18 protein-coding genes are annotated in these 14,687 nt (G+C 54.4%); 5 read left to right on the top strand and 13 right to left on the bottom strand.

Features of this window, described 5'->3' with window-relative positions:
• Window position 1: 1 nt before the first annotated feature.
• Both BFG58_RS06400 and BFG58_RS06395 read right to left on the bottom strand, forming a co-directional pair.
• Window positions 2–796 carry an SDR family oxidoreductase gene (locus BFG58_RS06400; RefSeq protein ID WP_069719466.1) on the bottom strand — a complete coding sequence of 265 codons (795 nt, stop codon included), beginning with the start codon at window positions 794–796 and terminating at the stop codon, window positions 2–4.
• Between the two features lie 124 nt (window positions 797–920).
• Window positions 921–1,364 carry a helix-turn-helix domain-containing protein gene (locus tag BFG58_RS06395; protein WP_045908316.1) on the bottom strand — a complete coding sequence of 148 codons (444 nt, stop codon included), beginning with the start codon at window positions 1,362–1,364 and terminating at the stop codon, window positions 921–923.
• A 152-nt stretch (window positions 1,365–1,516) separates the two neighbouring features.
• Between BFG58_RS06395 and agp the strand changes: the two genes are divergently transcribed.
• Window positions 1,517–2,758 carry a bifunctional glucose-1-phosphatase/inositol phosphatase gene (agp, locus tag BFG58_RS06390; RefSeq protein ID WP_045908315.1) on the top strand — a complete coding sequence of 414 codons (1,242 nt, stop codon included), beginning with the start codon at window positions 1,517–1,519 and terminating at the stop codon, window positions 2,756–2,758.
• 33 nt (window positions 2,759–2,791) lie between these two features.
• Here the strand turns inward: agp and BFG58_RS06385 are convergent, their stop codons facing one another.
• Entirely contained in the window at window positions 2,792–3,019 is a 228-nt protein-coding gene (locus BFG58_RS06385; RefSeq protein ID WP_008499832.1) for a YccJ family protein, read from the bottom strand.
• Window positions 3,020–3,039: 20 nt separating this feature from the next.
• Window positions 3,040–3,636: an NAD(P)H:quinone oxidoreductase gene (gene wrbA, locus BFG58_RS06380; protein WP_006809323.1), complete on the bottom strand. Its 597-nt coding sequence runs from the start codon at window positions 3,634–3,636 to the stop codon at window positions 3,040–3,042.
• A gap of 391 nt (window positions 3,637–4,027) precedes the next feature.
• On the opposite strand from wrbA, the gene BFG58_RS06375 reads away from it, so the two are divergent.
• The 4 genes from BFG58_RS06375 (at window position 4,028) to BFG58_RS06360 (ending at window position 6,092) form a co-directional block, all read left to right on the top strand.
• Window positions 4,028–4,198, top strand: coding sequence for a general stress protein (locus BFG58_RS06375; RefSeq protein ID WP_023311077.1), 171 nt, complete (start codon window positions 4,028–4,030; stop codon window positions 4,196–4,198).
• A gap of 117 nt (window positions 4,199–4,315) precedes the next feature.
• On the top strand, window positions 4,316–5,233 hold the full coding sequence (locus BFG58_RS06370) for a DMT family transporter (RefSeq protein WP_069719465.1): 918 nt from the start codon (window positions 4,316–4,318) through the stop codon (window positions 5,231–5,233).
• 61 nt (window positions 5,234–5,294) lie between these two features.
• Complete coding sequence (locus BFG58_RS06365; protein ID WP_008499829.1) at window positions 5,295–5,564, top strand: DUF1778 domain-containing protein; 270 nt, start codon at window positions 5,295–5,297, stop codon at window positions 5,562–5,564.
• A 6-nt stretch (window positions 5,565–5,570) separates the two neighbouring features.
• Window positions 5,571–6,092 (top strand): GNAT family N-acetyltransferase, encoded by a 522-nt coding sequence (locus BFG58_RS06360; protein ID WP_069719464.1) that lies wholly within the window; start codon window positions 5,571–5,573, stop codon window positions 6,090–6,092.
• 73 nt (window positions 6,093–6,165) lie between these two features.
• On the opposite strand, the gene rutG is transcribed toward BFG58_RS06360, so the two are convergent.
• The 9 genes from rutG to BFG58_RS23030 all read right to left on the bottom strand — a co-directional run bounded on the left by rutG (window position 6,166) and on the right by BFG58_RS23030 (window position 14,229).
• Window positions 6,166–7,488, bottom strand: a complete 1,323-nt coding sequence (gene rutG / locus BFG58_RS06355) for a pyrimidine utilization transport protein G (protein WP_069719463.1) — start codon at window positions 7,486–7,488, stop codon at window positions 6,166–6,168.
• A 21-nt stretch (window positions 7,489–7,509) separates the two neighbouring features.
• A complete protein-coding gene (rutF, locus tag BFG58_RS06350; protein WP_023327078.1) occupies window positions 7,510–8,004 on the bottom strand; it encodes an NADH-dependent FMN reductase RutF in 495 nt (164 codons plus the stop codon).
• Between the two features lie 9 nt (window positions 8,005–8,013).
• On the bottom strand, window positions 8,014–8,604 hold the full coding sequence (locus tag BFG58_RS06345; RefSeq protein ID WP_023327079.1) for a malonic semialdehyde reductase: 591 nt from the start codon (window positions 8,602–8,604) through the stop codon (window positions 8,014–8,016).
• A gap of 9 nt (window positions 8,605–8,613) precedes the next feature.
• Complete coding sequence (rutD, locus tag BFG58_RS06340) at window positions 8,614–9,414, bottom strand: pyrimidine utilization protein D (protein ID WP_069719462.1); 801 nt, start codon at window positions 9,412–9,414, stop codon at window positions 8,614–8,616.
• A gap of 7 nt (window positions 9,415–9,421) precedes the next feature.
• The gene (gene rutC / locus BFG58_RS06335; protein ID WP_008499822.1) at window positions 9,422–9,808 is read right to left on the bottom strand and encodes a pyrimidine utilization protein C; all 387 of its coding nucleotides are present in this window, start codon (window positions 9,806–9,808) and stop codon (window positions 9,422–9,424) included.
• A gap of 11 nt (window positions 9,809–9,819) precedes the next feature.
• Window positions 9,820–10,509, bottom strand: coding sequence for a pyrimidine utilization protein B (gene rutB, locus BFG58_RS06330; protein WP_048027351.1), 690 nt, complete (start codon window positions 10,507–10,509; stop codon window positions 9,820–9,822).
• On the bottom strand, window positions 10,509–11,600 hold the full coding sequence (gene rutA, locus BFG58_RS06325) for a pyrimidine utilization protein A (RefSeq protein ID WP_045908307.1): 1,092 nt from the start codon (window positions 11,598–11,600) through the stop codon (window positions 10,509–10,511). Before rutA ends, rutB begins: the two co-directional genes overlap by 1 nt.
• Window positions 11,601–11,915: 315 nt before the next feature.
• Entirely contained in the window at window positions 11,916–12,533 is a 618-nt protein-coding gene (locus tag BFG58_RS23740; RefSeq protein WP_139125295.1) for a hypothetical protein, read from the bottom strand.
• A 178-nt stretch (window positions 12,534–12,711) separates the two neighbouring features.
• A complete protein-coding gene (locus BFG58_RS23030) occupies window positions 12,712–14,229 on the bottom strand; it encodes a hypothetical protein (RefSeq protein ID WP_254665192.1) in 1,518 nt (505 codons plus the stop codon).
• Window positions 14,230–14,687 lie beyond the last annotated feature (458 nt).

Genomic DNA, 14,687 nt, shown 5'->3' with positions numbered 1-14,687 from the left:
GCTACTGTTTTACGTAGCGCGGTGCCGGGATGCCGGTGCGCGCGCTGCTAAACAGCTCAAGGCGCGCCGCTTCGTAGCGATCCCACAGGCCTGCATCATGCATCGGCGGGATGGTGATCGGTTCGCCCTGATCCAGACCCGCCAGCGACGCATCCACCATATCGTCGGTGGTCATTACCGATCCTTCCGGCAGATCGTCCACCGTGACGCCTGAATGGCTCCAGATCTCCGTTGCGGTGGCGGCGGGCAGTACGGCCTGAATACGCACGTTGCTGTCGGCAAATTCTTCCTGTAGCCCACGGGTAAAGCTCAATACCCACGCCTTCGTGGCGCTGTAGAGTGCGCTGCCCGCCCGAACATGCAGCGCCAGCACGGACGCGATATTGATCAGCGTGCCGCGATTATTCTGCGCCAGGCGCGGCAGGATGGCGTAGGTCAGACGCATCAGCGCCGTGGTGTTTAGGGTGTTAATGGCCTGATGATGCGCCACCTCGCCCGCGAGGAACGGTGCCATCTGCGCGGTGCCCGCGTTGTTAATCAGCGTATCGATGGCGGTATTGCTGCGCAGTTCGTCTTCCACCGCCCGGATCCCGGCTTCATCGGTGAGATCGGCCACCAGAATATCGACGGCCACGCCATAGCGTGCGCGCAGGTCGGCGGCGAGGGCTTTCAGGCGATCCTCGCGGCGGGCGACCAGGACCAGGTTAGCACCGCGCGCGGCAAGGCGATCGGCATAGACGGCACCGATCCCGGAAGAGGCACCCGTAATCAGGGCGGTGGTGATTTGCGTAGTCATCGTGTATTACCTCAGGCAAAGTGGGTTATTTGGTTTCAATATGAAACTGAATTAACTCTCGGCTATTTGGTTTTATAATGCAACCATATTGGCGATCATTTTGTGCTTTTGCCGTCGGGAACGGTCAGGAGGGGAGTTTAGCCACGATCTCTTCAGGCGTCAGTTCGCGGCCATCGTCGGCGATAAGCGCCAGTTTACGCAGGGGTTTGCGCTGTTCGCTATCGACCAGCACGGTGCCGCATTCGTTTTCCGCGAACAAAAATTCATTGCCCCACTGGGACAGGGCAACCAGCACGGTCTGCAGGGCGCGTCCCTTGTCGGTCAGGACGTATTCCTGCCAGGCGCTGCCGTCGGAGGCGGGCTGAAGCCGGAGAATGCCTTCGTCCACCAGCAGCTTGAGCCGCGTGGTCAGCATGTTTTTCGCGATACCGAGGCTTTTCTGAAACTCGCCGAAGCGTTTAATCCCGCGGAGCGCGTCGCGGACGATCAGCAGCGACCACCAGTCGCCGATGATATCCAGCGAACGGGCGACGGGGCAGGTGCTCTCTTCAAGGCGGGTACGTTTCACAGCGAATTCTCCGGTGGGGTATGGTTTTATTATAAAACTAATCCGTACACACCGTAAGCACGTTAATCATCAGTTTGAGAAATGCTTCCCGGAAAATTGTGACGAATCTGTCACACTGAGCGCGACATTTTAAAACGAGTGAGGAATTAGGGATGAGAAAAGCACTACTCGCGCTGGCAGTCGCCGGTTCCATTTCAGCAACGTTTGGCGTGCAGGCGCAAGAGACGCCGGAAGGGTATCAGCTGGAGCAAGTTTTAATCATGAGTCGCCATAACCTGCGCGCGCCGCTGGCTAACAACGGCAGCGTGCTGGAGCAGTCCACGCCGAAGCAGTGGCCGGAGTGGGAGGTGCCGGGCGGCCAGCTCACGACCAAAGGGGGCGTGCTGGAGGTCTATATGGGCCATTACATGCGCGAGTGGCTGGCGCAGCAGGGGATGGTGAAGACGGGAGAATGTCCACCGGCGGAGAGCGTTTACGCCTATGCTAACAGCCTGCAGCGCACCGTCGCCACCGCGCAGTTCTTCATTACCGGCGCGTTCCCGGGCTGCGATGTGCCCGTGCACCATCAGGAAAAAATGGGCACCATGGATCCGACATTTAATCCGGTGATCACCGATAATTCGCCGGAATTCCGCGAAAAAGCGCTCAAGGCGATGGAGGCGGAACGGCAGAAAATGCAGCTTGGCGAAAGTTATAAGCTGCTGGAGCAGATGACGAACTACGCCGACTCGCCGTCCTGCAAAGAGAAAAAGGTCTGCTCGCTGGCGGACGCGAAAGATACCTTCAGCGCCGACTATGAAAAAGAGCCTGGCGTATCCGGGCCGCTGAAGGTGGGCAACTCGCTGGTGGATGCGTTCACGCTGCAGTATTACGAAGGCTTCCCGGCCGACCAGGTCGCCTGGGGAGAAATCAAAACCGACCAGCAGTGGCGCGTGCTGTCGAAGCTGAAGAACGGCTATCAGGACTCGCTGTTTACCTCCACCGAGGTGGCGCAAAACGTGGCGAAACCGCTGGTGAAATATATCGATAAAACGCTGGTTACCGACCAGGCGAAAGCGCCGAAAATCACCCTACTGGTGGGGCATGATTCGAACATTGCTTCCCTGCTCACCGCCCTCGATTTCAAACCGTATCAGCTGCACGATCAGCAGGAACGTACCCCGATCGGCGGCAAGATTGTCTTCCAGCGCTGGCATGACAAAAATGCCAACCAGGAGCTGATGAAAATTGAGTATGTCTACCAGAGCGCAGAGCAGTTGCGCAACGCCAGCGTGCTCTCGCTGCAGTCTCCGGCACAGCGCGTGACGCTGGAGCTGAAGGGCTGCCCGGTGGATGCGAACGGCTTCTGTCCTGTTGATAAATTCAATGCGGTGATGAATAACGCGGCGAAGTAAGAGAGAACCCCCCGCTGCGGCGGGGGGAAACGCTTAGACGTTTTTACGTTCGATGGTTTGCTCACCCCAGAAGAGCGAGTCTTTGTCCGTTTTTTCGAAGGCGCGCACCAGCACCTCATCGTTACCTTCCTCCCAAATCTGCTCGGCCAGCTTTTCATCGTATTTCGCGACTTCAAAGATAGCTTCGGCAATCTCCGGAGAGGTGTTGCGTAAACTTGCCCATTCGCCCACGTGGTGAGCTTTGGATTCTTGAGTTGGCATGCTTGTCCTCCTGTTGGGTGTTAGCCGTTCAGTTTTTTGGCCAGACCCGCGACGTATTCACCCTGATAGCGGGCGATAGACAGTTCTTCATTGCTTGGCTGACGTGAGCCATCCCCACCGGCAATGGTGGTTGCGCCGTACGGCGTACCGCCGCGCACCTGGGAAACGTCAAACAGCTCCTGCGCGCCGTAGCCAATCGGCACAATCACCATCCCGTGATGAGCAAGGGTAGTCCAGGTTGAGGTAATCGTCTGCTCCTGACCGCCGCCGGTCCCGGTAGAGCTGAATACGCTGGCGAGTTTGCCGTAGAGCGCCCCGGATGCCCAAAGTCCGCCGGTTTGATCGAGGAAGGTACGCATCTGGCCTGACATATTGCCGAAACGGGTCGGGGTGCCGAAGATAATGGCATCATAATCCGCCAGCTCCTGCGGGGTGGCGACCGGTGCATTTTGCGTTTTTCCCCCGGCTTTCGCGAAGGCTTCCGCCTGCATGGTTTCCGGTACGCGTTTCACCACAACCTCTACGCCATCAACCCTGTTTGCACCTTCTGCTACCGCGTGAGCCATGGTTTCAATGTGTCCATACATGGAATAATAGAGCACCAGAACTTTTGCCATTTTGCATCACTCCTCGTTGGTTTTTCTGACAGCGGATCGCTGCGTTCTTTTAAAGATATGTCATCACAGCCAGACTGCAAAAATGAACGCCATTTATTTGATTTATAACAACATGAGGAGAAAAATGACTTTGTAGCAAAATGATACAACTTTCCCGGTGCGGATTTTTAAAATGATAAGAAAGGCTTATGGATTGCCGCCGCGTCATCTCACCCGAAAGACTGAGATCATGTTGCAGGATATTACCTTCGACTTGCCGGATAACCTCATTCCACTAAGCTTAGTTTCACGCGGCACAGATAAAGGCGTTGTCCTTGAGCCGCGAGGTGAAAGAATCCTCTTTTACTGAATGCAATATGATGTCTAATGTTTCACATTCTGGAGGTTAGAGATGGCAAACCATCGTGGTGGTTCAGGTAATTTCGCAGAAGACCGTGAAAGAGCATCAGAAGCAGGCCGTAAAGGTGGCCAGCATAGCGGGGGTAACTTCAAGAATGACCCGCAACGCGCATCTGAAGCTGGCAAGAAAGGGGGGAAAAACAGCCACGGCAGCAGTAAGTAACACGCCGGGTTGAACCCCTGCCGCCGGGATATCCCGGCGGTTTTTTTATTTCTGCAACATTGAACTGTAACCAAAGGCAACGCACACTACAGAATTGTTCTCACTTGCTGGTGCCGCATGTCTGTCTCACGCTTTAAATTCTCCGTAAAACCGCAGGAAGCCATCCTCATTCTCATCACCATGTTCTGGGGCGGGACGTTTCTGGCCGTTCAGTACGCGGTGACCCTTAGCGATCCGTTCTTTTTTGTTGGTCTGCGCTTTGCAACGGCGGCGATAGCCGTGGGACTGATATCCCTTAACACGCTGCGGGGTCTGACGCTCAAAGAGCTTAAGGCGGGCGTGGCGATTGGGGTGGCGATAGCCATGGGCTACAGCCTACAGACGTGGGGATTGCAGACCATCTCCAGCAGCAAATCCGCGTTTATCACCGCCATGTATGTGCCCCTGGTGCCGCTGCTGCAGTGGCTGTGCCTGGGGCGGCTGCCAGGGCTGATGTCCTGTATTGGCATCGTTCTGGCGTTTATCGGTCTGATTTTGCTGGCTGGGCCGGAAAACAATCTTCTGGCGCTGGGACAGGGTGAAATCATCACCCTGATTGGGGCCATTGCCATTGCGGCGGAGATTATTCTGATCAGCGCCTGGGCGGGCAAGGTGGACGTCAAACGGGTGACGGTGGTGCAGCTCGCCACGGCCTCGCTGGTGGCCTTTGCGACCATGGTGCCGGCAGGGGAGTCCGTGCCGCCGATGTCCACCGGCCTGGTCGTGGTGGCGCTGGGGCTGGGGATTTTCAGCGCCATTATCCAGGTCACCATGAACTGGGCGCAGCGCAGCGTATCGCCAACGCGGGCAACGGTCATCTACACCGGCGAGCCGGTCTGGGCGGGCATTTTCGGGCGACTGGCCGGGGAACGTCTGCCGCTGCTGGCCCTGGTGGGCGCGGCGTTTATTGTCGCCGGGGTGCTGGTGAGCGAGTTGAAGCTCAGAAAGCGTCGAAACCCGGTGAGCGACATGACTGCTGAAGAAGGTTTAGATTGAAAAAATAGACGAGTTTATCTACGATACGTACGGATAAATACCGTACACGGTGAAGTAAACCATGCCAGCACTGAAAAAACAGCGTATCGATCTTCGCTTAACGGACGAAGACAAAACAATGATTGAAGAAGCGGCAGCGATGACGAACCAAACGATCACCCAGTTTATGGTGAACAGTGCGTCAGAGCGTGCAGCGGAAGTTATCGAGCAGCACCGCCGTCTCGTATTAAACGAAGCATCATGGAATGCCGTGATGGATGCCATCGACAATCCGCCAGAGCCAAATGAACGCCTGAAGCGAGCGGCAAAACGTCTTCGAAACATGGAGTGAAGCGTCGTGGAAAATCTCACGATCGAAATGTTTTCAGAGGGAAAAGATTATGATTTCAGGGACTTCGATTGTGGTGAACCCTCGCTAAATGTCTTCCTCACAGAACATCTGGTGCGTCAGCACAATGGGCGTATTTTACGAGGCTATCTGCTTAAAGATCGCGATTGTCCGCGAGTCCTGGGCTATTACACGTTATCGGGAAGTTGCTTTGAAAAAGCGATGCTGCCTTCCAGGACTCAGCAGCGTCGGATCCCTTATAGCAACGTACCGAGCGTAACGCTGGGACGTCTGGCGATACATAAAGACCTGCAGGGACAGGAGTGGGGAACGACGCTCGTCACGCATGCCATGCGGGTTGTCTATCTGGCATCGCAGGCGGTGGGCGTACACGGAATATTTGTTGATGCACTCAATGACCGGGCAAAACGATTTTATCTGAAGCAGGGTTTTATTCCGCTGACGGGCGAAAACAGCCTTTCTCTTTTCTTTCCTACAAAATCTATCGAACGACTGTTTGAGCAGGCGTGATTGCCTGGCATTATGGTCTTCTTACGGAACGTAAAGGTCGGGTAAGGCATCGCCGTCACCCGACATTGAGATTTCACGAATCCTGACGCACCACCTCGCCCTGCGGGGCAGCGGCCATCCGGCGGCTCAGTAGGGCGTTAAGCAGGATCGCGCCGAAGGTCGCGGTGCCAATCCCGCCGATCGTAAACCCGCCCAGCGTCAGGGCAAAATCGCCCGCGCCCAGCACCAGCGTAACGGCCACCATAATCAGGTTGCCGTTCTGGCTGAGATCGACCCGATGCTGCACCCAGATCCGCGCGCCAGCCACGGCGATCAGCCCAAACACCACGATTGAGGCCCCGCCGATCACCGGTGACGGAATGGTGTGGATCAGCGCGCCGAATTTCGGCGAGAAGCCGAGCAGCATCGCCATCACCGCCGCCGCGACAAAGACCAGCGTCGAATAGACTTTGGTCACCGCCATCACGCCGATATTCTCGGCATAGGTGGTGACGCCGCTGCCGCCGACTGAGCCCGAAAGCATGGTCGCCAGCCCGTCGCCGACGAACGCGCGGCCCATGTACGGGTCCATACTGCGTCCGGTCATCCCCGCGACCGCCTTCAGATGACCCAGGTTTTCCGCCACCAGGATCACCGCCACCGGGGCGATGAGCATCATCGCCTGGGTGTTAAAGGTGGGCGAGGTCACTTTCGGCAGGCCGAACCAGGCGGCCTGATGCAGCAGCGTAAAATCAACCGGCTTGCCGAGACCAAAAACGTTCGCCAGCAGGGCATACACCAGACAGGCAACAATCAGCCCGACCAGGATCAGCAGCCGCTGGATCATGCCTCGCGTAAACACCGCTACCAGGCCGATGCACAGCACGGTCACGACGGCCATCCAGCTTTCAAACGGCGAGCCGGAGACGCTTTTCACCGCGATCGGCGCAAGGTTAAGGCCTATCGCCATCACCACCGCGCCGGTAACCACGGGAGGCATCAGGCGTTCGATCCAGCGCGTACCGATTTTCATCACCACCAGACCAATCAGGGTATACACCAGACCGCAGGCGATAATGCCGCCGAGGGCCACGCTCAGGTTGGGGTTGATTCCCTGGCCGTTAAATCCGGTGGTGGCGATCACCACGCCGACAAAGGCGGCGCTGGATCCCAGATAGCTGGGCACGCGCCCGCCGGTGACAAAAAAGAACAGCAGGGTGCCGATACCGGACATCAGAATCGAGAGGTTGGGATCGAGTCCCATCAGCATCGGCATCAGCACCGTGGCGCCAAACATGGCGACCGCGTGCTGAACGCCCATTACCATCGTCTGCCCGAGCGGGAGGCGTTCATCCGGCGCGACCACGCCAGCGTCTGTGGAGGTCGATTTCAACTGCCAGTGGGGAAATCCGAACATGGTCTGTCTCCTTAGAGCGCCTTAACAGGCGGGTCGCATCAGCGCGTGGTAGCCGCGGTCAAACCACACCAGGCCCTGCGGCGCGGGGTGGCGAATAATCGAAACGATGTCGCAAAACAGAATGTCATGGGTACCGACGCTCACCACCTGGCTGATGCGGCAGTCAAACGAGGCCAGCGCATCCTCCAGACGCGGGCAGCCGGTATCGCCCGTCTGCCAGCGGGCGGCGGCAAAGCGTTCTTCCATCGGCGTTTTGCCGCCAAACAGGTTTGAGAGCGGCTCCTGTCCGGCGCTGAGGGTATTGACGCACAGCGTGCGGTTCTCGCTGAACGTCGGCCAGACGGACGCGCCGCGGTTCAGGCACACCAGCAGGGTGGGCGGTGAATCCGTGACGCTGCACACCGCGCTGGCGGTGAAGCCTGCCATCCCCGCCGGACCGTCGGTGGTGATGATATTCACCGCCGCGCCGACGCAGGCCATGGCATCGCGAAAGGTTTGTTTATCCGGTGTCGTCATCATCGCTCCTTACGCCAGACCGCAGGCATCGTCGAAGGTCAGGCGCGGCAGGCGGCCGTAAAGTTTGCCCGGGTCGCCGTAGCCAATGTTGATCAGCAGATTGCTTTTAAGCGTCGTGCCGGTGAAAAAGGCCTCGTCGACCTTTTGGCGGTCAAAGCCCGACATCGGGCCGGTGTCCAGCCCCAGCGCGCGACAGGCGAAAATCATGTAGGCGGCCTGCAGCGAGCTGTTGCGAAAGGCGGTCTCTTCCGCCAGCGCGGGGCTTGCGGTAAACCAGCTTCTGGCATCGCCGTGCGGGAACAGTTCAGGCAGGCGTTCGTAGAATTCACTGTCCCAGGCCACAATCGCCGTGACCGGGGCGGTGAGCGTTTTCTCCAGATTGCCGCTGGAAAGCGCCGGTCGCAGCTTCTCTTTTCCCTCCGCGCTTCGCACAAACACAATGCGCGCCGGGGAGCAGTTGGCGGAGGTTGGACCCCATTTCATCAGGTCGTAGATTTCGCGCAGCGTCTCGTCGCTGACGGCAATATCCTGCCAGCCGTTATGGGTGCGGGCGCCGGTGAACAGCGTTTCCAGCGCGGTGGGATTAATGGCTTCGCTCATTACAGCTCCTTATAAAGCGGGTTCATGACTGTGCAGCAGGCTGGCCAGCCCGTTAAGCAGCAGGGTGTTAAAGGTGTCCGGCTCGGTGACGTTGCAGGCATGGCCGCCCTGACGCATCACCGCGCTGTGGCTGTGCGGGATCGCTGCCTGCAGCTCAGACGAGCAGACAGAGGGCACCAGCATGTCGTCGGCGGAACAGATGATCTGGACCGGGCAGCGAATGCGCGCCGCATGGCGGCTGAAGTCTGCCTTTTTCAGGGCGCTGAGCCGGTGCAGCAGGTTGGCTTTGCCCTGGAAATGGGCCAGCGCCAGCGCTTCTTCGGCCTCCAGGCGGGGAGCGCGAGCGGCCATCCAGTCTGCCGGGTAGAGAAACAGCGGCTGCGCCTCAACCCACGCCTGCGGGCCACCGTAATGCAGCAGGCGCTCGCGGATCTGAAAGCAGCGGCGGGTATGCGCGTTGAGGGTCAACCAGCCGTTGACGCACACCAGCGCGGTGAGGGCGTCGGGGCGGTCGAGGGCCAGCTGCAGGCCGACCAGTGCCCCCAGCGCGTGGCCGACAATGCTATAGCGCGCGATCCCGGCCTCAGCCAGCGCCTGGGCCACTTCATCCGCCATCTGTGCCAGGCTGTAGCCTTCCGGCAGGGCGTCGGGGTTAGTGCCCGTTCCACGCTGGTCATAGCACACCACCTGATACTCCGGTTCCAGCGCGGCCAGCTGGGGCAACCAGTAGCTGCCGCTGCCGCCGAGACCGGCAATAAGGACCACCACGGGCGCACCCTCATACGGGGGCGGTGAGACGGAGAGTTTCATGGCCGCCTCACTTCGCGATGTGCGCAACGGTGGCGATCTCAACCAGCGCGTCTGGCTTCACCAGCCCGCACTGAATGCAGAACCGGGCCGGTTTATCGCCAGGAAAGAACTCCGCGTAGATTTCATTAATCGCGGCGTAGTTTTTCCAGTCGGTGATAAAGATGCTGTTGAAGGTCACATCCTCCATCGTGCCACCCGCCGTTTCGATCACGGTTTTGATCGTCTCCAGCACGTGGCGGGTTTGCGCCTTTGGGTCGTTGATAAACACCACGTTGTTGTCTTTATCAAACGGCAGCGTGCCGGAGACATACACCACGCCGTCGGCGAGCGTGCCGGGGACAAACGGGGCGATGGGCGTGCTGGTGCCCGGCGGGATGATTACGGATTTCGGCATCGTGCGTCTCCTCAGGCGATACGGGCGAGCGGCGGATTCAGGGCGTCGCAGAAATCCGCAACGTTACTGACCCAGCCAAAAAAGGTTTCGATATTGAACAGGGCCGCCTTCTGGGCGAAATCCGGCCCGGCCTGATGGGTCGCGTCTTCCAGCACCACGCCGAAATACTCGAGGAAAAAGCCGTCGCGCAGGGTCGACTCCACGCAAACGTTGGTGGCAATGCCGGTGAAGACCAGGTGGCGAATGCCCCGGCTGCGCAGCAGGCTGTCGAGCGGCGTGTTGAAAAAGCCGCTGTAGCGGGGTTTCGGCAGGACGATATCGTCCGCCTGCGGGACCAGCTCATCCACCAGCTGATAATCCCAGCCACCTTTTGCCAGCAGCTTGCCCTGCAGTTCGGGCCGCTTGCGCATGGTTTTCAGGGCGTTCGACTTGTGGAAGTTCGGTGAACCGGGGCCACCGGCCTCAACGTACTGGTCATCCCAGCCGTTCTGGAACCATATGATAAGCATGCCCGCGGCGCGCGCGGCGGCGACGGCGGTTTTGATATTCGCTATCACAGGCTGCGTAGCGGAGACGTCGAAGCCCGCCAGATCAAGATAACCACCGGGGCTGGCGTAGGCGTTTTGCATGTCCACCACGATCAGCGCGCTCTGCTGTGGCGTGAAGGTAATGGCTTCCGGGCGTGCGTTAAGGGTTGTCATTACGCCACCTCCTTCGTGACGGCAGGGATGTGGGCGCGGCACTGCATCAGCGGCTGGATGCGCTCGCCGAAGGTCTCCACGCCGGTGAGGAAGTCATCGAAGGTCAGCAGGACGCCTTCCGCACCGGGAACGCCCGCCACTTCATCGAGCATTCTGGCAACGCTGGCGTACGAGCCGACCAGCGTGCCCATATTGATATTGACGGCGGAGGTCGGGTCGGCCATCTGACGAACGTTGGTATCCGCCCCGGAGCGGGTGTCCTTCTGGCTCTGCTCGGTGAGCCAGCTCAGGGCTTCCTCGTCGGCGCCGTCCTTATAGCGCTCCCATTTCGCGCGCGCGGCGTCGTCGGTTTCGTCGGCAATCACCATAAACAGTACGTAGGAGCCCACGTCGCGCCCGGTTTTGTCGGCGGCCTCTTTCATGCGCGCGGCGGTCGGTGCGAAGGCGGCAGGCGTGTTAACGCCTTTACCGAAGCAGAAGTTAAAGTCGGCGTATTTCGCCGAGAATTCCATTCCCGCGTCGCTCTGCCCGGCGCAAATTACCTTCATCGGCACCGACGGCTGCGGGCTGACGCGGCAGTCGTTCATGGTGAAGAAGTCACCCTTGAAATCGCTTTTGCCGGTACCCCACAGATCGCGCAGGACCTGCACGTACTCGGTCAGGTAGTCGTAGCGACGCGAGAAGTAATCGTCACCCGGCCAGAGCCCCATCTGCTCGTACTCGGGTTTTTGCCAGCCGGTCACCAGGTTGACGCCAAAGCGTCCGCCGGAGATGGAGTCGATGGTGGAGGCCATGCGCGCCACGATCGCCGGGGGCAGGGTGAGGGTGGCAGCGGTGGCGTAGATCTGGATCCGCGAGGTGACCGCGGCCAGTCCGGCCATCAGGGTGAAGGACTCCAGGTTGTGGTCCCAGAATTCGGTTTTACCGCCGAAGCCGCGCAGCTTGATCATCGAAAGCGCAAAGTCGAAATGGTAGTGCTCCGCTTTTTGCACGATGGCTTTATTCAGCTCAAAGGTCGGCATGTATTGCGGTGCAGTGGTCGAGATAAGCCAGCCGTTGTTGCCGATGGGTACAAATACGCCAATTTTCATCACGAACCTCTCTTCATCTCAATGTGGGGTGAAAGTCAGACGTGGCGCTGCATCCTGCATATCCTGTTCAGCCTCGTGAAAAGGGATTTGCAAAGGGGATGCCAGTTTTCAAAATTGCTTTGTTATTAATGTGTTAATAAGTGGTTGGTGAATTGGGTGTGGTTAAAGTGGACTAAATGGTCAAAAGAAATGCACGCAAAGCAGGCAACGGTGCGCGATGGCGGTGCAGGGCGAGAAGGGTAATGTAGCACGATCCCGGTGCGGGCCGGGATCGAAGGTTAGCGTTTATTGTGGCTTCACGCATAAAAACGTCTTTTATTTAGTTGCTGGTTTAGCATTAACCACTGTCTCCTTACCCTTGATAGCATTATCTAATATTTTAGAGAATAGTTGTGCGTAGGTATTTTGGTCTATGGCATTTGAACCATAAGCCATGCATAGTGAGAAGCTAGACGATAATACAAACAAAGCAGATGACATTTCATCGTCCTTATTCAGAACAACCACATCAGAAGTATCTTGAGAATCACGTTTCCCAGTAATAGATACTTTTGGTACGGTGATTGTAGCTTCTGTATTACGGATCTTTTTTAATGCTTCTGCTGCTTGAGATGGTAGAGTACAAAGTATTGGTTCGAAGTGTGCTGTATCCCCCTTCCGATACAGGACATAAGATAAATTTTTCATGGGATTGGTTAAAATCAATTTACCTTGCACTCTGCAATTGCTATCTCTGTGGTGTAAAATTCCATTAGCATCCTTATAATCATCACAATTATATGAGGCTTGATTAGTGATCGCTAAAATATCAGTTTCCTTAGGTGCCTTTGAGACGCATCCGCTTAAAATTAAACTAGCCACCACAAGAGAGGGAAGAATCAATTTGTTTGAATTTGAGCGAATGGGTAAATAAAAATAAAAGTGATTCGGCATGAGCTACTCCAATAAATAAAGGTGATTAAAGTAATAGGTGTTTCTATTTCTCATAACTATAGTGACTCAAAAAACATCTTCACTTGTACATTAGTTGTAGTTAATTAAAGGGGCTCAATCTTTATTCACCATTGAGGGGCTCTGATGGCTGAACATGTTACGGAGTTAGCCAACGTTTTTATTTCATTGCATAAGCCTGGATTAGTCTCCACAACAACCGACCCATAGGTAATCGATAGATATCGCTATGGGCATCGCCACCTGTACCAAAGGAATTGAATTGTGTAATTCCGTTTGATGTATCAATGTAATCAATAACTCTTGCCCCATTAATACCATTAAGAGGATTTGTACATTTTTCTGATGTATCACCACGGTTGCAGAGTGAAAATTTACCATGTGTTTCTGTAGCTGATGTATCTGAGGCAGTCATACAGTGAAATGTTCCCGAGTAAACTGGTTGGGTACAAGCTTTCACATAACTTTTCACTGCTCCTGCAGGGTCAGTCCATTTCGCAAATTTTACTGCTGAGTCGAATTTCGATGCTGTTAATACTAATTTAGTATTACCCAGCTTCATGTAATCTCCGTATGGCGCTCCTTCTTCACTTAACTCAGGAAAGAACCTGTTGATACTCATGGCACCCTGCAATGACACAGCTAAATTTACAGGGCTCGAGACCGTTGTGTCTTTTTTTATTGATGGACTGCTAAATAGCGCTCGAGTCATAGCGCGAGCACCGAAACTATGACCTATGGCGATGACAGGAAGTTTGCTGCCTGATTCGCTCATACTCTCAGGTATAGTTTGATTGATAATTTTATTGAGCCAGATGAGACCCAGTTCGTCCGCATCGTTTGCTTTGTTTGGGTAACTGGCAACATTATCTAGTCTAGTGGACCAATATGAAGGCCAGGTAATACCAATTACGAGCGGCCTAAAAGATAGGTTGTTTTTTTCGGAGGACTTTATAACTCGTACTCTGTGGATTAGCATGTTACTTGCGGGACTTGAAGGATTTTCTTTAACTTCATCCTGTTGTTCAAGAGAGGCTGTTATTATATTTCCAGTAATATCATTAAAATTACGGATTGCGTCACTTTGAGACGTATTCCAACCCATGACGATGATCAGTATATGGCTATAAGCACCACTTTTAAGGTCATGCTTGAGATTGCTTTTAAGCGCAGAAAGCCCTACGTTACTATTATTATAAAATGAGAGTAATAGAGCGTCTTTTGCATCTTCAACAGAGCTTGAAATGTCACATGCATTCCACCCGCTTATTTTAGCTATGTCGATGCTTGATTTATCAATCAACTCTTTTGATATATAGGAATTATAAACAAAACAGTAATTGCTAGTAATGTAAGGAGTGGCTGATTTTTCATTTATGACATTAAAGTCATTTTTTATGATATGAGAAACAAACATGGATTTTATATTGTGTTTTGTAAGTGATTTTATTTCACTTGGTCCGCCAATAATTCTTGTTGGTGATTTTTCAACGCCAATGATATATCCGGGACTGTGAAGGGCTATACCTGAAGGATAATATAACATAGAGTGAAAGCTTCGAGTGGTTGCGCCATTGAGTTCAAGTTTTTTTTCATAAGGAGCCATTACCGTATCAGTATTGCTACAGCTGCTGGCAGCAGAACAAAACATGATGATGAAAATTTTTGATAATTTCATGTGCTTTTACCCAATCAAGTACTGTGATTTGAATTTTTTTGAATGTAATAATTTATAAGCAATAGAATCTATTTATAAAAACATCTTAATCTCACTTTAAAATAATTCAATGTCTTAAAGAATAAATGTGATTTGTTCTCATGATTCTCTCATCAAATAGTTTTCTAATCATAAAAGCACAGTGGTTTAAGTTCGAGTAGGTAACTTCATTAAACTTAGACCTGCTTAAAAACAACTCCAGTGATTTCCGGTTTGAAATGAAAATAACATTAAAACACTGAGTTTTATTTTTATTGTGGTGTTTAATTTCATGGCATTTAACTCTTTCAGGATTTTATTGATTTTACTTTGGTAGAAAAGAAAGTCTTAACACACCATTCATTCACCAAATGAATAAATGGTGTGTTAAAAAGCATCTGCCTGTTTCTGAAAAAATTTATGGTTCATATAGTTTTAGC

Source organism: Enterobacter sp. ku-bf2, assembly GCF_001742765.1.
In the GTDB taxonomy this organism is placed as follows: domain Bacteria; phylum Pseudomonadota; class Gammaproteobacteria; order Enterobacterales; family Enterobacteriaceae; genus Enterobacter; species Enterobacter quasiroggenkampii.
This window is presented reverse-complemented; position numbering and strand designations above follow the sequence as displayed.

Coding starts and splice junctions, on each gene's coding strand:
- BFG58_RS06400 (WP_069719466.1), bottom strand. CDS start 796: ATGACTACGCAAATCACCACCGCCCTGATTACGGGTGCCTCTTCCGGG.
- agp (WP_045908315.1), top strand. CDS start 1,517: ATGAGAAAAGCACTACTCGCGCTGGCAGTCGCCGGTTCCATTTCAGCA.
- BFG58_RS06385 (WP_008499832.1), bottom strand. CDS start 3,019: ATGCCAACTCAAGAATCCAAAGCTCACCACGTGGGCGAATGGGCAAGT.
- wrbA (WP_006809323.1), bottom strand. CDS start 3,636: ATGGCAAAAGTTCTGGTGCTCTATTATTCCATGTATGGACACATTGAA.
- BFG58_RS06375 (WP_023311077.1), top strand. CDS start 4,028: ATGGCAAACCATCGTGGTGGTTCAGGTAATTTCGCAGAAGACCGTGAA.
- BFG58_RS06370 (WP_069719465.1), top strand. CDS start 4,316: ATGTCTGTCTCACGCTTTAAATTCTCCGTAAAACCGCAGGAAGCCATC.
- BFG58_RS06365 (WP_008499829.1), top strand. CDS start 5,295: ATGCCAGCACTGAAAAAACAGCGTATCGATCTTCGCTTAACGGACGAA.
- rutG (WP_069719463.1), bottom strand. CDS start 7,488: ATGTTCGGATTTCCCCACTGGCAGTTGAAATCGACCTCCACAGACGCT.
- rutF (WP_023327078.1), bottom strand. CDS start 8,004: ATGACGACACCGGATAAACAAACCTTTCGCGATGCCATGGCCTGCGTC.
- BFG58_RS06345 (WP_023327079.1), bottom strand. CDS start 8,604: ATGAGCGAAGCCATTAATCCCACCGCGCTGGAAACGCTGTTCACCGGC.
- rutD (WP_069719462.1), bottom strand. CDS start 9,414: ATGAAACTCTCCGTCTCACCGCCCCCGTATGAGGGTGCGCCCGTGGTG.
- rutC (WP_008499822.1), bottom strand. CDS start 9,808: ATGCCGAAATCCGTAATCATCCCGCCGGGCACCAGCACGCCCATCGCC.
- rutB (WP_048027351.1), bottom strand. CDS start 10,509: ATGACAACCCTTAACGCACGCCCGGAAGCCATTACCTTCACGCCACAG.
- rutA (WP_045908307.1), bottom strand. CDS start 11,600: ATGAAAATTGGCGTATTTGTACCCATCGGCAACAACGGCTGGCTTATC.
- BFG58_RS23740 (WP_139125295.1), bottom strand. CDS start 12,533: ATGCCGAATCACTTTTATTTTTATTTACCCATTCGCTCAAATTCAAAC.
- BFG58_RS23030 (WP_254665192.1), bottom strand. CDS start 14,229: ATGAAATTATCAAAAATTTTCATCATCATGTTTTGTTCTGCTGCCAGC.